Origin of the sequence: Azospirillum sp. HJ39 (assembly GCF_041507355.1) — a bacterium.
Classification (GTDB): Bacteria; Pseudomonadota; Alphaproteobacteria; order Azospirillales; family Azospirillaceae; genus Azospirillum; species Azospirillum thiophilum.
This window is the reverse complement of sequence record NZ_CP167913.1, coordinates 709021-725824: the sequence shown is the minus strand read 5'-3', so window position 1 is coordinate 725824 and position 16804 is coordinate 709021. Positions and strand designations below refer to the sequence as shown.

The following is a 16804-nucleotide window of genomic DNA, read 5'->3' as shown; positions in this document are numbered from 1 at the left end:
CTCACGCCTCCGCCCCATGCGCCGAGGCGGCGGCGTCGCTGCGGGCGCGCTCGCCGCCCTGGAGGCCGTTGAAGTACCAGTTCAGCGCGACCGCGGTCAGGGTGCCGAGCAGGATGCCGCTGTGCAGCAGCGGCGACAGGAAGGCCGGCATCTGCGAGAAGAACTTGTCCGACACCAGCGGGATCAGCCCGACGCCGATGCTGACCGCCACCACGATCAGGTTCTCGCGCCGGTTGGCGTAATCGACCTGCGACAGGATCCTCACCCCGGTCGCCGCCACCATGCCGAACATCACCAGCCCGGCCCCGCCCAGCACGAAGGCGGGGACCGAGGCCACCACATGGGCCAGCTTCGGCAGCAGCCCGAGCAGCAGCAGGATCAGCCCGCCCGCGGCGCAGACCCAGCGGCTGCGCACGCCGGTCACGCCGACCAGCCCGACATTCTGCGAGAAGGAGGTGTAGGGAAAGGTGTTGAAGACGCCGCCGATCAGCGTGCCGAGCCCGTCGGTGCGCAGGCCGCGCACCAGATCCTCCCGCGTCACCGGACGGCCCACCATGTCGCCGACGGCCAGGAACATGCCGGTCGATTCGATCATCACCACGATCATCACCAGCGACATGGTCAGGATGGCGACCGGATCGAACACCGGCAGGCCGAACTGGAAGGGCCGGACCAGCGCCACCCACGGCGCCTCGTCGAGGCCGGCGAAGCTGACCATGCCCAGCGCCATCGCCAGCAGCATGCCGGCCACCAGCCCCAGCAGCACCGCGACGTTGCGGACGAAACCCCGCCCGTGCTTCATCAGCGCCAGGATCGCCAGCAGCACGAAGGCCGCCACCCCCAGGAAGGCCGGGTCGCCGAAGCGCGGGTTGCCCACCCCGCCGCCGGCCCAGCCCACCCCAACCCGCATCAGCGAGATGCCGATGATGGCGATCACGCTGCCCGTCACCACCGGCGGGAACAGCGGCAGCAGCCGGCCAACCAGCGGGGCCGCCAGCATGGCGAAGATGCCCGACCCGATCACCGCGCCATAGATGCCCAGCAGCCCGAGCGACGGGTTGCCCGCCATCGCCACCATCGGCCCGACCGCGGCGAAGGTCACCCCCATCATGATCGGCAGCCGGATGCCGAAGCGCCAGACGCCCACCGCCTGGATCAGCGTGACCACGCCGCAGGCGAACAGGTCGGCGTTGATCAGCATGGCGATCTGGTCCTTGGGCAGCTTCAGGGCCCCGCCGACGATCAGCGGCACCGCGATGGCCCCGGCATACATCACCAGCACATGCTGCAACCCAAGCGCCAGCAGCCGCCAGGGCGGCAGCAGCGCGTCGACTGGATGGGACTCGGTTCCGGGTGCGGCGGATGTGGCGGGTGTCATGGCGAAAGCCTCGCTGTCCAGTCTTGCGCCGACGCTTTGCATAGCCCGTGCCGCGCTTGCCTCCCCACCAACGGCACCGCCGGCCGGCCGCTCCTGCACAGGATTTGGGCAGAGCCGGCCGGTCATGCCCGCGGAGGTGGCAACCCTTTGTGGAATTCCGCGCGTTTTTTTGCCGCGCCTGGGTGGAGACCATGAGCGGGGCTGCGTTATTCTTTAACGATCCGTCCGTACAGTCCCATTCGCCATACCCCTTTCGCGCAACCTGAACCGAGCGTCGCGATGAGCAAGTCGATCGAGGGTGTATCCAACTGGATGCACATGTTCCGCTGGATCGTTAAGCTGATCCGCGACGAATACGGGGTCGACGAGGCTCTGCTGACCCGCAACGCGACGCTGGAAACCGATATCCAGCTGTCGATCGACCAGGTCGAGCAGGTGCTGGAATACATCTCCGAAAGCTTCGGCGTCCGCTTCCCCGACGGGACGCTGGACGAGCTGGTGAAGCTGGAGGAGCTCTGCCTGCTGGCGAGCTGGATCAAAGGCTATTACAAGCGCCCGGAATTCATCTCCGACGCCTTCGAGGCCCGTTGCCGAAGCATCAACCAGATCGCGGCGTGAGATGACCGTCCCGGCCTCCCCCCATCCGCCAGGCGTCACGTATCCCCCCGGCTTCACCTGGGGCGTCTCCACCTCCGCCTACCAGATCGAGGGGGCGGCGGCCGCGGACGGGCGCGGTCCCAGCATCTGGGACGTGCGCTGCCGCACCCTGGGCGGCGTGGTGAACGGCGACAGCGGCGATGTCGCCTGTGACCATTATCACCGGATGCCGGAGGATGTGGCGCTGATGCGGGGGCTGGGCGTCGACGCCTACCGCTTCTCCGTCTCCTGGCCGCGGGTGATGCCGCGGGGCAAGGGGGCGGTCAACCAGCCCGGCCTGGATTTCTACGACCGGCTGGTCGACCGGCTGCTGGAGGCGGGGATCGAGCCCTGGCTGTGCCTCTACCATTGGGATCTGCCGCAGGCGCTCCAGGATCTGGGCGGCTGGGCGGACCGCGACTGCGCCGGCTGGTATGCCGACTACGCCGCGCTCTGCGCCCGGCGCTACGGCGACCGGGTGAAGCGCTGGATCACCTTCAACGAATTCTCGGTCTTCACCCTGTTCGGCTACGCCATTCCCTGGGCCGCCCCCGGGATCGTCGACCGGGCGCAGCATCTGCGCGCCATCCACCATGTCAACCTCGCCCATGGCGCGGGCGTCGACGTGCTGCGCGATCTGGTGCCGGGGGCCTCCATCGGCGCGATCCACAACCGGCAGGTCGTGATCCCGGAAACCGACACGCCGGAGAACCGCGCCGCCGCGGCGCTGCTGGACGAGCATTGGAACCTCGTCTTCTGCGATCCCCAGATCCTTGGCCATTATCCGCCGCAGACCGCAGCCGCGATCGAGCCCTATGTCCAGGCCGGCGACATGGCGCGCATCGCGCGGCCGGTCGACTGGTTCGGGCTGAACCATTACGGCCCGATCTTCGCCAAGGCCGACCCGGCACGGGCCTGGGGCTATGGCTGGGGCGACGCGCCGCCCGATTCGCCGACGCACGGGGTCGGCTGGGCGATCTTCCCCGACGCCTTCCGCGACGAGCTGCTGACCATCCAGCAGCGCTACCGCCTGCCCATCGTGGTGACGGAGAACGGTTGCGGCGGCAGCGACAGCGTCGGCCCCGACGGCGCCGTCGTCGACCCGCACCGCATCGCCTACCTGACCATCTACAACGCCGCCATGCGCGAGGCGATGGCCCGGGGGGCCGACGTGCGCGGCTATTTCGTCTGGTCGCTGCTGGACAATTTCGAATGGGGCAGCGGCTATGGCCAGCGCTTCGGCATCGTCCATGTCGATTTCCAGACGCTGGCCCGCACCCCGAAGGACTCGGCACGCTGGTACGCCGACCTGATCAGGGCGGCGAAGACGGATATCGCCGCCGCATGAGCGCCTGACGGTCCCTAACCCCGCGCGGACATCAGGGTCCGCAGCATCCGCTCGAACCGCGCGCCGGCCAGCGAGACCTGATCGAGCAGCCCCTCGTCCAGTTCGTCCTCCATGATCCGGCCGGCGTCCATCGCCTGGCCCTTGCCGAATTTCAGCCGGTCGACGGTGCCGCGCAGGCGGTCGGCAAGGAAGATCGCCAGCGCCTTGTAGAAGCGGCCGGCGAAGCCGCCGTCGCTGCGCAGCCGCGCCTCGATCTCCCGCTTGGCCAGCGCCAGCACGATGCAGCGGCCGTCGGCCGATACGGTGGCCGACGGCGGGGCGCTGTCGACGAAGGACACCTCGCCGATCACCTCGCCGCTGCCGAGCCGGGCGACGGTGCCGACCCCGGCGACATCCACAGTGGCGTGGCCCTCCAGCACGATGTAGAGCGAGTCCGCCGGCTCCCCCTGGCGCACCAGCACCTGCCCGCCGGCCAGATCGAGCCGCCGGCCGGCGCGGGCCATCCATTCGACGTCCTCGTCGGTGAGATTGCCCAGGATGTACAGCACCTTGCGCATGGCTTTTCCCTTTGAATTCCTAAAGCAGCTGCCGGCTGGCGATGGTGCGGAACGGCCCGTCCACCGCCATCAGATCCTCGTAGCGCCCGGACTGCACCAGCCGCCCGCCCTCCAGCACCAGGATGCGGTCGACGTCGCGGATGGTGCTGAGCCGGTGGGCGATCACCACGCGGGTGACGCTGAGCTTGGCGAGCGACGCCGTCACCACCGCCTGGGTGCGGTTGTCGAGCGCGCTGGTCGCCTCGTCCAGCAGCAGCACGCGCGGGCGGTGGACCAGGGCGCGGGCGATCATCAGCCGCTGGCGCTGGCCGCCCGACAGGGTGCCGCCGCCGTCCATCAGCACGGTGTGCATGCCCATCGGCATCTGTTCGATGTCCTGGTCCAGCCCGACCAGCCGCGCCGCGTGCCAGGCGTCGTCCAGCCCGAGCGGCGCGGTGCCGACGATGTTCTGGAACAGGCTGCCCGAGGTGATGCGCCCGTTCTGCAGCACCACGCCGATCTGCCGGCGCACCGCGGCGAGGTCGAGCCGCTCGGCGGCCCGGCCGTCGAAGAACACCTCGCCCTGCTCCGGCCGCTCGAACCCGAGCAGCAGCCGCATCACCGTGGATTTGCCGCTGCCCGACGAGCCGACGATGGCGACGAACTCGCCCGGCTCGATCGACAGGCTGAGGTCGTGCAGCACCCGCGGCGCGTCGGGGGCATAGCGGAAGCCGACCCGGCTCAGCGCGATGCCGCCCTGCAACGCGCCCGGCGCGTCGCGGCCGGCCGGCACTTCGGGCGCCGTCTCCAGGATCGGGCGGGCGCGCTCCAGCAGCGGCAGCACGGTCAGGCTCTTGGTCAGGGCGTGCGCCATCTCGGTCAGCGCCGCCAGCAGCTGGCCGAAGGCGGTGATGAAGGCCAGGAAGCTGCCGGTGGTGAAGGCCGCCGCCGCCTCGTCCCCCGGCGTGGCCGCCAGCGCCTGGAGCGCCTGCTGCTTGGCGTCATGCTCCATCAGCAGCGCCACCGCCAGGAACACCGCGATGGTCGCCAGCGTCGGGAAGGCGGCGTGGAAGGTCTCCAGCGCGTTGCCGAAGCGCTGGGCGGCCACCGCGCGCGACTTCTGCCCGGCGAAGCCGCGCGCCCATTCCGCCATCGCCCGCGGCTCGGCCCCGGCGACGCGCAGCTTGCCGATGCCGACGATCAGCTGCAGGACCAGCCCGTCGAGCCGGCCCTGCCGCCGGATATGCTCGCGCTCGTGGCGCAGCTGGCCCCAGGACAGCGCCGCCGTGACCAGCGCCGACAGCAGCGCCAGCCCGGTGGCGACCAGCGCGAGGCGCCAGTCGTAGATGGCGAGCAGCCCCAGGCTGACCGACCCGAACAGGGCGCCCAGCAGGCCGGTCATCGTGCTGGCGGCCAGGATCTCGCGCACGGTCTGCAGCCCGAGCGCCCGGTCGGCGAGGTCGCCGGCGGTGTAGCGGCGGAAGAAGCCGACCGGCAATGCCAGCAGCCGGTCGATGAAGGCCGCCTGCATCACCCCGTCGATCCGGCTTTCCAGCCGCAGCACCGCCATCACCTTGACCAGATCGAACACCGCGCCGCCGATGGCGGCGGCGACCAGCCCGGCGACGATGAAGACCAGCTGGCCGGTGTCGGCGCGCGGAATGGCGCTGTCGAACAGGAAGCCGGTGGCGACCGGCACCAGCAGCCCAAGCACCGCCGCCGCCAGCCCGCACAGCCCAAGCCGCAGGCCGTCGCCGCCCAGGCCGCGCAGGGGAAAGCGGATCGCCTCCACCGCCGACAGCGCGCGGGCCGGCAGCGGGCGGTAGAGGTGCAGGCCGTCCGCCGCCAGCCGGTCGGCCAGATCCTGGGTGACGCGGCGCCGGCCCGCCGCATCCAGCATGTCGAAGCCGGACGGCGTCGGCAGCAGCGCCACCGGCAGCCGCCCCTCCTCCAGCCAGCCGAGCATCGGCGCGCCCTCGCCATGCCACCAGCCGTCGCGCAGGATCACCTTGCGCCCGCGCAGGCGGGCGGCGGCCAGCAGCGTGTCGAGCATCTCCGGCGGCGCCTTGCCGGCGGCGTCGATGCGTGGCAGCGCCTCCTCCATCCCCATATGCGCCATCAGGGCGGCAAGGGCGGCCGACAGCGGATCGGCGGCGGCCGGCAAGGCTGCTCCGGCGGCACGGCTCCCGGCGGAACGATGATCGACGAGATCGGACAGGCCGCCCAGCGCCTGGGCCAGCGCCGCCTCGGCCGATTGCCGGCTGCGTTCGGCACGCTGCGCCTCGCCTTCCGCCTGCCGGGCGAAGCGGGCGCCGATGCGGTCGAGCGCCAGCGCATGGAAGCGGTCGAAGGCCGGCCACAGCAGGCCGCCGTCGGGCCAGGCCTCCGTCACGCTCACCGCAACCGGCGCGTCACCGGCCGCCCCGATCCACGCCCGGTCGGCCAGCGGCAGCGGCGGTTCGCCCGCCGGTGTCGCCGGGCCGCCCAGCCAAGCGGCCGCCCCCTCCTCCACCGTCAGCCACAGCGGGCGGCGCGGGTCGGCATGGAGCCGCTCGCCGGGGCCGAGCCGGCGCTCGCCCGGCTCGGCCACCCGGTCGGGCCACACCGCCTCGCCGCCGGTCGCCGCGTCGGTCAGCCGCAGGATCCAGGCTTCGGCGCGCGGCAGGAAATCGGCATCCCCGGCCAGTTCCTCCCGCTCCACCCCGCGCAGGCGCGAGCCGATGGAGCCGACCGCGACCAGCTCCGCACCGCCCGTCCGCTCCACTCCGAACAGCAGAGCCCCGGCTTCCGCCCGGAACAGGTGGCGGCGCCGGCCGCTGCCGGCCGCAAGGTGGAAGAGGTCGACATAGCCGTCCTCGACCCGCCAGCCCAGCCGGGACTCGTCCAGCGTCAGCGGGCGATGGTTGCCGCCCTCCACCAGGAGGGGAGCCGGCATGGGAGCCGGCATGGGAACCGCCGGGGCCGGCACCGTCGCTGGACTGTCGAGAAGGTCCATCGCCTCACCCCGCCGCGATCAGCGAGGCGTATTCGCCGCCGCGCGCCAGAAGCTCTTCATGGCTGCCACGCTCCACCACCCGGCCGCGGTTCAGCACGATGATCTCGTCGCAGTCGCGGATCGTGCTCAGCCGGTGGGCGATGATGATGCAGGTGCAGCCGCGCCGCCGCAGATTGTCGTCGATCAGCTTCTCGGTCGCCACGTCCAGCGCCGCCGTCGCCTCGTCCAGCACCAGGATCGACGGGTTGCCGGACAGCGCGCGGGCGATCTCCAGCCGCTGGCGCTGGCCACCGCTGAAATTCACCCCGCCCTCGGCCACCGGCGCGTCGAGCTGGCCGGCGCGGCCGGCGACCTCGCCCAGGATGGCGGCATCCTCCAGCGCGCGGGTCAATGCCGCCTCGGGCACCGTGCGGTCCCACAGGGTCAGGTTGTCGCGCACCGATCCGTCGAACAGGAAGACATCCTGGTCGACATAGGCGATGGAGGCGGCGCGCAGGGACACCGGGATCTCGTCCGGCGGCTGCCCGTCGAACAGGATCCGCCCCGACCAGGGCTGGGCGAGGCCGCAGATCAGCCGGCCGACGGTGGATTTCCCGCTGCCCGAGCCGCCGACCAGCGCCACCCGCATGCCGGGGGCCAGCGACAGCGACAGCCCGTCGATCAGCGGCGGGTCGAGCACGCTGTAGCCGAAGGAGACATCGGCCAGCTCCACCGCCCCGCTCAGCCGCACCGGCTCCCCGGCGCCGAGAGCCGCCACATCCCCCGCCGCGGAATCGGCGAGGCCGGATTGCGGGTCGGGCGCATGGTCCAGCGTGTCGTTCAGCCGTTGCAGGTCGGCCTTCACCCGTTGCAGCGTGCCGCCCATGCCGACCAGCTTGGCGACCGGGGCGGAGAAGCTGGATGCCAGGCTCTGGAACGCCACCAGCGCGCCGACGGTCAGCGCACCGTCCATCACCCGCACCGCGCCCAGCCCCAGGATCGCCGCGGTGCCGAGCGCGTTGAGGAAGGTCGGCGCCACCGTCAGCAGCGCGGAATGCACCCCCAGGATCTGGCGCACCGTCAGCAGCCGCGCCTGATATCCCGCCCAGCGCTCGAAGGCCTGCCCCTCCAGCCCGGCGGACTTCAGCGTCTCGATCGCCTGGATGCTGCCGACAGTGACGGCGCCCAGCTTGGCCTGTTCCGACAGCAGGCGGCGCCCGGCATCCTCACGCCCGCGCGAGGCGCCGCGCAGGAACAGCATGTTGCCCAGCACCAGCAGGATGGTCACCGCCGCCAGCGCCGGGTCGTAGGTCAGCATGACCAGCCCGAAGAAGACGATTGTCAGCAGGCTCATCGCCGCGGTCGCCATCTCGCCCGACAGCAGCCGCGCCACCCGGTCGTTGGCGGCGACCCGGCCGGCGATGTCGCCGGGATGGCGCTGGCCGAAGAAGGGCACCGGCAGTTGCAGCAGCCGCCAGACATAGCGGCTGGCCATCACCATGGCGAATTTGGTTTCCAGCTTCAGCAGCGCCGATTGCTGGAGCGCGGTCAGCAGCCCGCGGACCAGCGCCGTGGCCGCCATCCCCAGCAGCAGCGGCACCAGCCAATTGCGCTGGCCGCCGATCAGCACCTCGTCGACGAAGGCCTTGGTGAAGGCCGGCAGCGCGATGCCCGGCAGCACCAGCGCCAGGCTGGCGGCGAGCGCGAAGCCGACCGCGGCGTGCGAGCGCTTCAGCTGCCGTCCCAGCATGCCGGCGAGGCCGGGCGGCCTCGCTCCGGCAACGAACTCCGGCCCTTTCTCGAAGGCCAGGGCCACGCCGGTGAAGGCTTCGGAGAACTCGGCTCGGGTGACGCGGCGCGGGCCGGTGACCGGGTCGTTCAGATAGGCATGGTCGCCCTTGAAGCCCTCGAAGACCAGATAATGGTTGAAGTTCCAATGGACGATCATCGGCCAGGGCATGGCGGCCAGCGCGTCCGGCTCCTTCTTGAAGCCCTTGGCGACGAGGCCGTAGCGGCGTGCGGCGCGCAGCAGGTTGCTGGCCTTGCTGCCGTCGCGCGACACGCCGCAGGCGGCGCGCAGCTCCTCCAGCGGCACCCAGCGGCCGAAATGGGCGAGGATGATGCCGAGCGAGGCGGCCCCGCACTCCACCGCCTCCATCTGGAGCAGGGTCGGCGTGCGGACGCGGGCCTGCCGGCGCTTCCCGGTCGCCTTCGCGCTCACCGGCGTTGCACTCACAGGCCGGTCGCCTTGCGCAGGGCCGGGATGACGAAGGCCAGCGGCGGCTGTTCGCGCACCGTCACCTCGCCTTCGGCCGGGGTGCCGCTGGTGACGGTCATCGCCGGCCCGCCGCCCGACGACCAGCGGTAGCCCGACGGGGTGCCGGCCTCCGGGATCAGGTCGACGCGCACGGCGAAGGGCGGGCCCTTGGCCGAGAACTGCGTCACCAGCCGGTCGTTCTGCAACACCGCCTGCATGCCCTGGGGGGTGGAGGGGAAGTCCGACACCTCGGCGACGCGGCCGACCAGCGTGCCGTATTCCTCCTTGCGCACCGTCGACGGCGCGATGCGGACATCCATGCCCGGCTTCAGCTTCTTGCCATGCTCCGGCGGGACGTAGAGCACCAGCTGCAACCCGCGCGAGCCGCTTTCGATGCTGACCACCGGCGTCCCGGCGCCGACGCGGGCGCCGTCCGCCAGCTTCCATTCGGTGACCCGCCCGTCGGTCGGGCTCAGGATGCGGGTGTCCTGCTCAAGCTGCAGCGTCAGCTCGTCGACCCGGCGGCGGGCGTCGGCGATGCGGTCGCGCGCGCCGGTCAGCGTCTGCTCGGCGCGGCTGGCCATGTCCAGTTCCTCGGTGTCGATCTGGAGAAGCTGGCTCCTGGCGTCGCTCACCTTCTGGCGGGCGGCGGCCAGCTCCTGGCGCGTGTCCTCGACCCGCTGGCGGGTGGTGAAGCCGCGGCTGGCGATGTCCTCCTGCCCGCGCAGCATGGTGTCGAGGAACTGCACCCGCGTCTCCGCCGCTGCGACCACCTGCCGCAGGGCAGCGCGGCGGGCGGTGAAGTTGGCGCGGCGGGCCTGCGCCTCGCGCTCCAGCTGGGCGGCCCGGCGGGCGAGGTCGTCCTCGCGCTCCCCCACCACCGCCTTCGCATGATCCAGGGTCTGCTCCAGCTCCGCCTTGTCGATGCGGGCCAGCAGCTGGCCGGCGGTCACCGTATCGCCCGGCTTCACCAGCGGGGCGACCAGCGTGCCGGACGCGGTGGCGACGGCGTCGAACACCCGGCCGCCGCTGCTGACCAGCAGGCCGGGGCCGGTCACCCGCGTCTGAATGGTGCCGATCACGCTCCAGGCCAGCGCCAGCGCCAGCAGCCCCAGCACCGCCGCCAGCGCCAGCCAGCCGCGCGGCGTGGTCAGCACGACCAGCCGGTCCAGCTCCTCCGGCGAGGACAGGCGGTCCAGCGCCGCCTTGCGGAACAGGCGCTCCGACGGCGATGAGGTGGTCGGCGCGGCAGTCATGGACGCAACATCGGCGAAGGGGGCTCCGGTTCGGCTCCGTCCCGCGGTCCCCGGCCGGGGGCTCGCAATGGGCAGTGCATCGGGGGGTATACGAATGGGCAGGTTGTGCAGAGTGGTACAGGCAGCCGGGACAAGGCAACCCTCCAGTCCGTCCGGCAGCCACTTGACACGGGGCTGGGTTGAAATTCCGGCGGCGAAAGTCGTTCCGCTCATGGAGTCACAGCGATATATTAGTAAGCACGGCGTCACACTGTTGAAATGCAGCCGAATTGCCGCCGAATTGCCGATGACATGAACGGAACGACCATGGACTCCGACGCGGGCGAAACGAACATGGTGGCCGTGGCCGCACCGGCCCGCCGCCGCCGCCGCCGGCCCGCCAGCGCCACCGCAAGGCCCGCCCACCGCGGCGCCACCGTGTCGGGCACCATCTACCGCGACCTGCGCGACGACATCGTCTCTCTGCGCCGCAAGCCGGGCGACCCGGTGATCGAGAAGGAGGTGGCGGACAGCTATGGCGTCAGCCGCACGCCGGTCCGCGAGGCCATGCTGAAGCTGGCTGACGAGGGGCTGGTGGAGGTGTTCCCGCAGTCCGGCACCTTCGTCGCCCGCATTCCCCTGAGCGCCCTGCCGGAAGCCATCGCCATCCGCCGCGCGCTGGAGGAGGCGACGGTGCGCTATGCCGCCGAACAGGCGACCGGCAGCCAGATCGCCCGGCTGCGCGCCAACCTGGAGCTTCAGCGCGAGATGCAGGAGGCCGGCAACCTGGACGGCTTCCACGATGCCGACGAGGATTTCCACGCACTGCTCGCCGAGATCTCAGGCTATCCCGGCTTCTGGACCGTCACGCAGCAGGTCAAGCGGCAGGTCGACCGCTACCGCCACCTGACGCTTCCGGTCGTCGGCCGGATGAACAAGGCGCTTGCCGAACATGGCGCCATCGTCGAGGCCGTCGCCGCGCGCGACCCCGACCGCGCGGTCGCCCAACTGCGCCACCACCTGACCGACCTGCAACTCGGCATCGCCGACGTCCAGCGCGCCAATCCGCATTACTTCACCAGTTGAGAGGACGGTGCCCGGAAGGGCGGCCGCTCCTCAGACCTTGCGCGTCTCGTAGCCGCTGAAATTCGCCGCGCGCGGGGTGTAGCCGCCGGCGAAATGGGGCGAGGACACGATCATGTCGGCGGTCGCCTCGTTGCAGGCCATCGGGATGTTGTAGAGCGTCGCCAGACGGGTCAGCGCCTTGACGTCGACATCGTGCGGCTGGGCGGTCATCGGGTCGACGAAGAAAACCAGCAGGTCGATCCGTCCCTCGGCGATCATCGCGCCGATCTGCTGGTCGCCGCCGAGCGGCCCGCTCTTCAGCGGTGTCACCTCCAGTCCGGGATGGGCGTCGCGCACCTTCTGGCCGGTGGTGCCGGTCGCCCAATAGGCATGGCCGTCGAGCGCGCCGATGTTCGCCCCGATCCAGGCGATGAGGTCGGCCTTGCGGGCGTCGTGGGCGACGAGGGCGATGCGCTTGCGCGGCGGCTGGCTGGTCATGGACGTGGTCTCCGAAGGATGTCCCCTCACTAATATATTACCACGGGGACCGGCGCAACGCGGGCGCCCCGTCTCCGCGGTTTCCGGCCTCCGCCACGCGATTTTGCCGCGCATTCTCCGCCCGGTGAAATGTCCGGAACTCCATCATTAGAGCTTGCCCGTCGTACTAGTATATTAGTATGATGGCTGCGAACCGACCATCCGGCCGCTGCCGGGAGGATCGCCATCGTCTTATCCAGGCGCGACCCGCGGGACCGTTCCGCCGGATCGCCGGCCGCCCAGACGCCGAAGGATCTCCCACCATGAAAATCTCCGTCCGCCACGCTTCCCACCCCGACGCGGTGCGCAACTTCGATTCCGAGACGCTGCGCGACCATTTCCTGGTCCCCACCCTGTTCGAGGCGGACGAGACCGTCTTCACCTACAGCCATGTCGACCGCTTCGTCGTCGGCGGCGCCATGCCGGTGGCCGGACCGGTCAAGCTGGAATCGGCCAAGGAGATCGGTTCGCCCAACTTCCTCGACCGCCGCGAGCTGGGCGTGGTCAATGTCGGCGGCCCGGGCCGCGTCACCGTCGACGGCGCGGTGTACGAGCTGGCGCCGCGCGACGCCCTCTATGTCGCGATGGGCAGCAAGGACGTCGTCTTCGAGAGCCTGGACCGCCGCGAGCCGGCCAAGTTCTACCTGAACAGCACCCCGGCCCATGCCCGGTTCGAGACGATGAAGATCTCGATCGGCCAGGCCAAGGCGGTGCATCTCGGCGACCCGTCTCAGTCGAACGAGCGCACCATCTACCAGATGATCCACCCGGACGTGGTGCGCACCGCGCAGCTGGTGCTGGGCATGACGGTGCTGAAGCCGAACAACATGTGGAACACGATGCCGTGCCACACCCATGACCGGCGCTGCGAGATCTATTTCTACTTCGACCTGCCGAGCGACGCCCGCGTCATCCACCTGATGGGCGAGCCGGAGCAGACCCGCCACATCGTGGTCGCCAACGAGCAGGCGGTGATCTCCCCGCCCTGGTCGATCCATTCCGGCGTCGGCACCCGCAACTACACCTTCATCTGGGCGATGGGCGGCGACAACCAGGACTTCACCGACATGGACTTCGTCGCCATGGACCGCCTGCGCTGACACCCGCCGGACAAGACGCCCGACAGACAAGAACCAACCGACAAGAACGGGATCCGACCATGAGCAATTCGTTCGACCTGAGCGGCAAGGTGGCGCTGGTCACCGGCGCCAACACCGGGATCGGCCAGGGCATCGCCGTGGCGCTGGCCAATGCCGGCGCCGACATCGCCGCCGTCGACGTCGTGTCGCTCGACGAGACCAAGGGGCTGGTCGAGGCGACAGGGCGCAAGTTCCACGCCATCCACGCCGATTTGACCAGCATCGCCCCGGTGGCGGGCCTCGTCGAGGAGACGGTGGGCACGCTCGGCCAGCTCGATATCCTGGTCAACAATGCCGGGACCATCCGCCGCGCCGACGCCGTCGACTTCAGCGAAGCCGACTGGGATCTGGTGATGAACCTCAACCTCAAGACGGTGTTCTTCCTCTGCCAGGCCTTCGGCCGCTATGCCATCGGGCAGGGCCGCAAGGGCAAGATCGTCAACATCGCCTCGATGCTGTCCTTCCAGGGCGGCATCCGCGTGCCGTCCTACACCGCGTCCAAGAGCGGCGTCGCCGGCATCACCAAGCTGCTGGCCTGCGAGTGGGCGTCGAAGGGCATCAACGTCAACGCCATCGCGCCCGGCTACGTCGCCACCAACAACACCGCGGCGCTGCGCGCCGACGAGAACCGCAGCGCCGAGATCCTCGGCCGCATCCCGGCCGGGCGCTGGAGCCTGCCGTCGGACATCGGCGGCCCGGCGGTGTTCCTGTCCTCCGACGCCGCCGACTACATCCACGGCACCATCCTGCCGGTCGACGGCGGCTGGCTGGCCCGCTGACTGACGCAGCCCCGTCCCGCCGCCGGAATGCTGTCGGCGGGACGGGGCATCCGATGGGAGGAAACCAGACGATGACGACCCAAACGAAGGCGACCGACGTGTTCGTGACCGCGGGCGACATCCCGTGGCAGGATCTCGGCGACGGGGTGCGCCGCAAGATCCTCGGCTACAACGACGCCATGATGATGGTGCGGGTCGAGTTCGAGGCCGGCGCCATCGGAGCCCAGCACCGCCACCCGCATGTGCAGTGCGCCGTGGTCGAGAAGGGATCCTTCGACGTCACCATCGACGGCCGAACCCAGCGCCTGAACACCGGCGACGGCTATATGGTGCCGTCCAACATCCTGCATGGCGTGGTGGCGTTGGAGCCGGGCGTGCTGCTCGACATCTTCACGCCGATCCGCGAGGATTTTCTGGGCGAGCCGGTGGCCTACGCGGCATCTCCGGGTGCGGTGAAGTAACGCGGGAAGTCCCTGCGGATGTCGGCCACCGAGATCTGCAGATCGTCCAGATGGTTGTCGAGCGCGCGGATGGCGGCCGCCGGATCGTTGGCCGCCACCGCATCGACGATGGCGCTGTGCTCGGCGATGACCTCGGCGACGCGGCCCAGCACCGGCAGGGTCAGCAACCGGTAGCGGTCGATCTGCACCTTGGTCTGCTGGATCAGCGTCCAGAATCCCGGATAGCCGGCGATGTCGGCGATCAGCGCGTGGAACGCCTCGTCGGCCTGATGGAACCCTTCGTAATTGGCGGTTTCCTGCATCTCCCGCTGCAGTTCCAGGTTGGCGCGCAGGGCCGCGATCTGGCTGCGGGTGGCACGTGCAGCGGCATAGCGCACGGTCGCCTCCTCCAGCGCCTTGCGGATGGCGAAGGCTTCCGGCAGGGCGCCCAGCGGGATGCGCGACACGAAGGTGCCGGATTGCGGGAAGATCTCGATCAGTCCCTCGTCGGCCAGCTTCAGCACCGCCTCGCGGACGGGCGTGCGGCTGACGCCGTAGGTTTCGGCGATCTGCTTCTCGGCGATGGGGTCGCCCGGCTTGCGCTTCAGCGACACGATTTCGGACCGCAAATCGCGGTAGATGCGCGATGCCACCGTCGCGGCACGGCGGGGCGGGCGTACCGCCGCCACTGGAACCGCGGCACGGCGCGTCGCTGCGGAGGCCAGGCCGCCTTCATCCTGTGTCGTCGCGACCTTCTTCAACGCTGGCTCCATTCCGGCAGGCGTGACAGGGGGCGGCATTCGGCCACCCGCGGGCATTTCCTCATGACCTGCAATCTACCCGTCCCGCTTCGCCAAGGTCAAACCCATCTCCGGTCCCGGTCCCGATCCGGGACCCACGGGCCGATGGGGTGCGGCGACTGGGCGCATGCGATACGGGGACAACCCTGCGATTGGGCTTGCAATCCAATCTGATATATTAATATTATACGACCAGCCGGTAGGGACGGTCCCCCGCACGGACCCCGCCTTCTCCCCACCCTGCTTTTGTCCTTACTCTTGCAGCGTAGAGGCTTCCAATGCTTCACCCCGACCGTCTCTTCCCGAGCGACCCGACGCAGCGCGACATCGCGCGGCGCCTGTACGGCGAAGTCAGCGCCCTGCCGATCATCAGCCCGCACGGCCACACCGACCCGTCCTGGTTCGCCAAGGACGAGCCGTTCCCGGACCCGGCGAGCCTGTTCGTCAAGCCCGACCATTACGCCTTCCGCATGCTCTACAGCCAGGGAATTCCGCTGGAGCAGCTGGGCGTGCCGCGCAAGGACGGCGGGGAGACCTCGTCCGACAACCGCGCCATCTGGCGCCTGCTGGCCTCCAACTGGCACCTGTTCCGCGGCACGCCCACCTCGATGTGGCTGACCCATGCCTTCGAGACGGTGTTCGGCGTCACCGAGCGCCTGAGCGCGGCCAGCGCCGACCGCATCTACGACCGGATCGAAGAGTGCCTGGGCAAGCCGGAGTTCCGCCCGCGCGCCCTGTTCGAGCGCTTCAACCTCGAGCTGCTGGCCACCACCGAATCGCCGCTCGACCCGCTGGAACACCACAAGGCGATCCGCGAGAGCGGCTGGAAGGGCCGGGTCATCACCGCCTTCCGTCCCGACCCGGTCGTCGATCCGGAGTTCGAGGGCTTCCACCGGAACCTCGCCGAGCTGGGCCGCATCACCGGCCAGGACACCGCGACCTGGGACGGCTATCTCGCCGCCCTGGCCGACCGCCGCCAGTATTTCAAGAGCTTCGGCGCCACCTCGACCGACCATGGCCACCCGACGGCGGCGACCGCCGACCTGCCGCGCGCCGAAGCCGAGACTCTGTTCGACATCGTGCGCCGCGGCGGCGCCACGGCCGTGGAAGCCGAGCTGTTCCGCGCCCAGATGCTGACCGAGATGGCGCGCATGAGCCTTGAGGACGGTCTGGTCATGCAGATCCATCCCGGCTCCTTCCGCAACCACAACAATCTCCTGTTCGAGCGCTTCGGCCGCGACAAGGGCGCCGACATTCCGGTCGGCACCGAATATGTGCGGGCGCTGAAGCCGCTGCTCGACCGTTTCGGCAACGAGCGCGACCTGACCATCATCCTGTTCACGCTGGACGAGGACAGCTATTCCCGCGAGCTGGCGCCGCTGGCCGGCCATTACCCTGCGCTGCGCGTCGGCCCGGCCTGGTGGTTCCACGACAGCCCCGAGGGCATGCGCCGCTACCGCGAGATGATCACGGAGACCGCCGGCTTCTACAACACGGTCGGCTTCAACGACGACACCCGCGCCTTCTGCTCGATCCCGGCCCGCCACGACGTGTCGCGCCGCGTCGATTGCAGCTTCCTCGCCCGGCTGGTGGCCGAACACCGGATGGACGAGGACGAGGCCGCGGATCTGGCGGTCGACCTCGCCTACCGTCTGGCCAAGAACGCCTACAAGCTGTGAT

At 70.2% G+C, this 16804-nt stretch carries 14 protein-coding genes; 7 read left to right on the top strand and 7 right to left on the bottom strand.

Annotated features, from left to right (window positions below):
* Position 1: 1 nt before the first annotated feature.
* On the bottom strand, positions 2 to 1378 hold the full coding sequence (locus ABMY26_RS34755; RefSeq protein ID WP_372399998.1) for a nucleobase:cation symporter-2 family protein: 1377 nt from the start codon (positions 1376 to 1378) through the stop codon (positions 2 to 4).
* Positions 1379 to 1657: 279 nt separating this feature from the next.
* Between ABMY26_RS34755 and ABMY26_RS34750 the strand changes: the two genes are divergently transcribed.
* Positions 1658 to 1996 (top strand): acyl carrier protein, encoded by a 339-nt coding sequence (locus ABMY26_RS34750; RefSeq protein ID WP_372399997.1) that lies wholly within the window; start codon positions 1658 to 1660, stop codon positions 1994 to 1996.
* A 1-nt stretch (position 1997) separates the two neighbouring features.
* Positions 1998 to 3362 carry a GH1 family beta-glucosidase gene (locus tag ABMY26_RS34745; protein WP_372399996.1) on the top strand — a complete coding sequence of 455 codons (1365 nt, stop codon included), beginning with the start codon at positions 1998 to 2000 and terminating at the stop codon, positions 3360 to 3362.
* Between the two features lie 14 nt (positions 3363 to 3376).
* Here ABMY26_RS34745 and ABMY26_RS34740 read toward each other — a convergent pair whose 3' ends face one another.
* From ABMY26_RS34740 to ABMY26_RS34725, 4 genes are all read right to left on the bottom strand, one after another.
* Positions 3377 to 3919 (bottom strand): cyclic nucleotide-binding domain-containing protein, encoded by a 543-nt coding sequence (locus tag ABMY26_RS34740; RefSeq protein WP_045583464.1) that lies wholly within the window; start codon positions 3917 to 3919, stop codon positions 3377 to 3379.
* A gap of 19 nt (positions 3920 to 3938) precedes the next feature.
* Positions 3939 to 6833: an NHLP bacteriocin export ABC transporter permease/ATPase subunit gene (locus tag ABMY26_RS34735; protein ID WP_372399995.1), complete on the bottom strand. Its 2895-nt coding sequence runs from the start codon at positions 6831 to 6833 to the stop codon at positions 3939 to 3941.
* Positions 6834 to 6897: 64 nt separating this feature from the next.
* Positions 6898 to 9093 carry an NHLP family bacteriocin export ABC transporter peptidase/permease/ATPase subunit gene (locus ABMY26_RS34730; protein WP_372399994.1) on the bottom strand — a complete coding sequence of 732 codons (2196 nt, stop codon included), beginning with the start codon at positions 9091 to 9093 and terminating at the stop codon, positions 6898 to 6900.
* A gap of 11 nt (positions 9094 to 9104) precedes the next feature.
* Positions 9105 to 10385 carry an NHLP bacteriocin system secretion protein gene (locus ABMY26_RS34725; protein WP_372399993.1) on the bottom strand — a complete coding sequence of 427 codons (1281 nt, stop codon included), beginning with the start codon at positions 10383 to 10385 and terminating at the stop codon, positions 9105 to 9107.
* Positions 10386 to 10691: 306 nt separating this feature from the next.
* Here ABMY26_RS34725 and ABMY26_RS34720 point away from each other — a divergent pair, with 306 nt between their 5' ends.
* A complete protein-coding gene (locus ABMY26_RS34720; RefSeq protein ID WP_372399992.1) occupies positions 10692 to 11450 on the top strand; it encodes a GntR family transcriptional regulator in 759 nt (252 codons plus the stop codon).
* A gap of 30 nt (positions 11451 to 11480) precedes the next feature.
* Here the strand turns inward: ABMY26_RS34720 and ABMY26_RS34715 are convergent, their stop codons facing one another.
* Entirely contained in the window at positions 11481 to 11927 is a 447-nt protein-coding gene (locus tag ABMY26_RS34715; protein ID WP_045583468.1) for a methylglyoxal synthase, read from the bottom strand.
* 302 nt (positions 11928 to 12229) lie between these two features.
* On the opposite strand from ABMY26_RS34715, the gene kduI reads away from it, so the two are divergent.
* The 3 genes from kduI (at position 12230) to ABMY26_RS34700 (ending at position 14345) form a co-directional block, all read left to right on the top strand.
* On the top strand, positions 12230 to 13066 hold the full coding sequence (gene kduI / locus ABMY26_RS34710; RefSeq protein ID WP_045583469.1) for a 5-dehydro-4-deoxy-D-glucuronate isomerase: 837 nt from the start codon (positions 12230 to 12232) through the stop codon (positions 13064 to 13066).
* Between the two features lie 59 nt (positions 13067 to 13125).
* Positions 13126 to 13884: a 2-dehydro-3-deoxy-D-gluconate 5-dehydrogenase KduD gene (kduD, locus tag ABMY26_RS34705; protein ID WP_045583470.1), complete on the top strand. Its 759-nt coding sequence runs from the start codon at positions 13126 to 13128 to the stop codon at positions 13882 to 13884.
* A 71-nt stretch (positions 13885 to 13955) separates the two neighbouring features.
* On the top strand, positions 13956 to 14345 hold the full coding sequence (locus tag ABMY26_RS34700) for a cupin domain-containing protein (RefSeq protein ID WP_372399991.1): 390 nt from the start codon (positions 13956 to 13958) through the stop codon (positions 14343 to 14345).
* On the opposite strand, the gene ABMY26_RS34695 is transcribed toward ABMY26_RS34700, so the two are convergent.
* Complete coding sequence (locus ABMY26_RS34695) at positions 14315 to 15097, bottom strand: GntR family transcriptional regulator (protein WP_372400504.1); 783 nt, start codon at positions 15095 to 15097, stop codon at positions 14315 to 14317. The genes ABMY26_RS34700 and ABMY26_RS34695 overlap by 31 nt on opposite strands.
* Before the next feature lie 305 nt (positions 15098 to 15402).
* On the opposite strand from ABMY26_RS34695, the gene uxaC reads away from it, so the two are divergent.
* Positions 15403 to 16803 (top strand): glucuronate isomerase, encoded by a 1401-nt coding sequence (gene uxaC, locus ABMY26_RS34690; protein ID WP_372399990.1) that lies wholly within the window; start codon positions 15403 to 15405, stop codon positions 16801 to 16803.
* Position 16804: the final 1 nt, after the last annotated feature.

Coding starts and splice junctions, on each gene's coding strand:
- ABMY26_RS34755 (WP_372399998.1), bottom strand. CDS start 1,378: ATGACACCCGCCACATCCGCCGCACCCGGAACCGAGTCCCATCCAGTC.
- ABMY26_RS34750 (WP_372399997.1), top strand. CDS start 1,658: ATGAGCAAGTCGATCGAGGGTGTATCCAACTGGATGCACATGTTCCGC.
- ABMY26_RS34745 (WP_372399996.1), top strand. CDS start 1,998: ATGACCGTCCCGGCCTCCCCCCATCCGCCAGGCGTCACGTATCCCCCC.
- ABMY26_RS34740 (WP_045583464.1), bottom strand. CDS start 3,919: ATGCGCAAGGTGCTGTACATCCTGGGCAATCTCACCGACGAGGACGTC.
- ABMY26_RS34735 (WP_372399995.1), bottom strand. CDS start 6,833: ATGCCGGCTCCCCTCCTGGTGGAGGGCGGCAACCATCGCCCGCTGACG.
- ABMY26_RS34725 (WP_372399993.1), bottom strand. CDS start 10,385: ATGACTGCCGCGCCGACCACCTCATCGCCGTCGGAGCGCCTGTTCCGC.
- ABMY26_RS34720 (WP_372399992.1), top strand. CDS start 10,692: ATGGACTCCGACGCGGGCGAAACGAACATGGTGGCCGTGGCCGCACCG.
- ABMY26_RS34715 (WP_045583468.1), bottom strand. CDS start 11,927: ATGACCAGCCAGCCGCCGCGCAAGCGCATCGCCCTCGTCGCCCACGAC.
- kduI (WP_045583469.1), top strand. CDS start 12,230: ATGAAAATCTCCGTCCGCCACGCTTCCCACCCCGACGCGGTGCGCAAC.
- kduD (WP_045583470.1), top strand. CDS start 13,126: ATGAGCAATTCGTTCGACCTGAGCGGCAAGGTGGCGCTGGTCACCGGC.
- ABMY26_RS34700 (WP_372399991.1), top strand. CDS start 13,956: ATGACGACCCAAACGAAGGCGACCGACGTGTTCGTGACCGCGGGCGAC.
- ABMY26_RS34695 (WP_372400504.1), bottom strand. CDS start 15,097: ATGGAGCCAGCGTTGAAGAAGGTCGCGACGACACAGGATGAAGGCGGC.
- uxaC (WP_372399990.1), top strand. CDS start 15,403: ATGCTTCACCCCGACCGTCTCTTCCCGAGCGACCCGACGCAGCGCGAC.